We start from the raw sequence: 546 nt of genomic DNA, 5'->3' as shown, positions 1-546 counted from the left end.
GGTGGCGATCGGCCGTCAGCACCATCCGGACCCGCCCGGCCTCGGGGTGAAGCTCGACCATCATGTCGTAGGAATAGACCTCGACGCCCGGGACGAAGTCGATGTCGAAGCGGATTCGCAGGCGCCGGTGAGGCACGATCTCGACGAAGCGACCGCTCACCCGCGCCGTTGGCGATCTGTTGCGGTTCGCAAAATAGGCGACCTGCTCGGCGTCAACCGCCGTCATCACGTGATCGAAGACACCACCGACCTGCAGATCGAGAGTCAATATCTCGAAGCGCATGCCCTCGGGCGCGAACCACGCCTCGAGCCCTTCCCTGGTGGTCCATAGCGCCCAGACGTCGTCCACCGATGCGTCGTAAACCCGTTCCAGCCTGATCGTAGCTGCGCTCGGCTCGCTGGCCTCTATCATCACTTTTCCCCCTCGCGTTGCTGCGCGCCACGCCGTCGCGCCAAGGCGGCGTCGAACCGATCGAGCCGGCCCTCCCAAAGCTCGCGATAGCTCCGAACCCATTCGTCGATCGCCTGGAACGGCTCGGGCCGGAG

General features: G+C 65.2%; 1 protein-coding gene. It reads right to left on the bottom strand.

Annotated elements, in window-relative coordinates:
• On the bottom strand, window positions 1-412 hold a 412-nt coding region (locus CEV33_RS01390; RefSeq protein WP_094538723.1), incomplete at its 3' end, for an SRPBCC family protein.
• Window positions 413-546: the final 134 nt, after the last annotated feature.

The sequence above is a fragment of the Brucella grignonensis genome, from assembly GCF_002252505.1.
In the GTDB taxonomy this organism is placed as follows: domain Bacteria; phylum Pseudomonadota; class Alphaproteobacteria; order Rhizobiales; family Rhizobiaceae; genus Brucella; species Brucella grignonensis.
The sequence above is the reverse complement of the archived record's forward strand: the minus strand, read 5'-3'. Positions and strand labels throughout refer to the sequence as shown.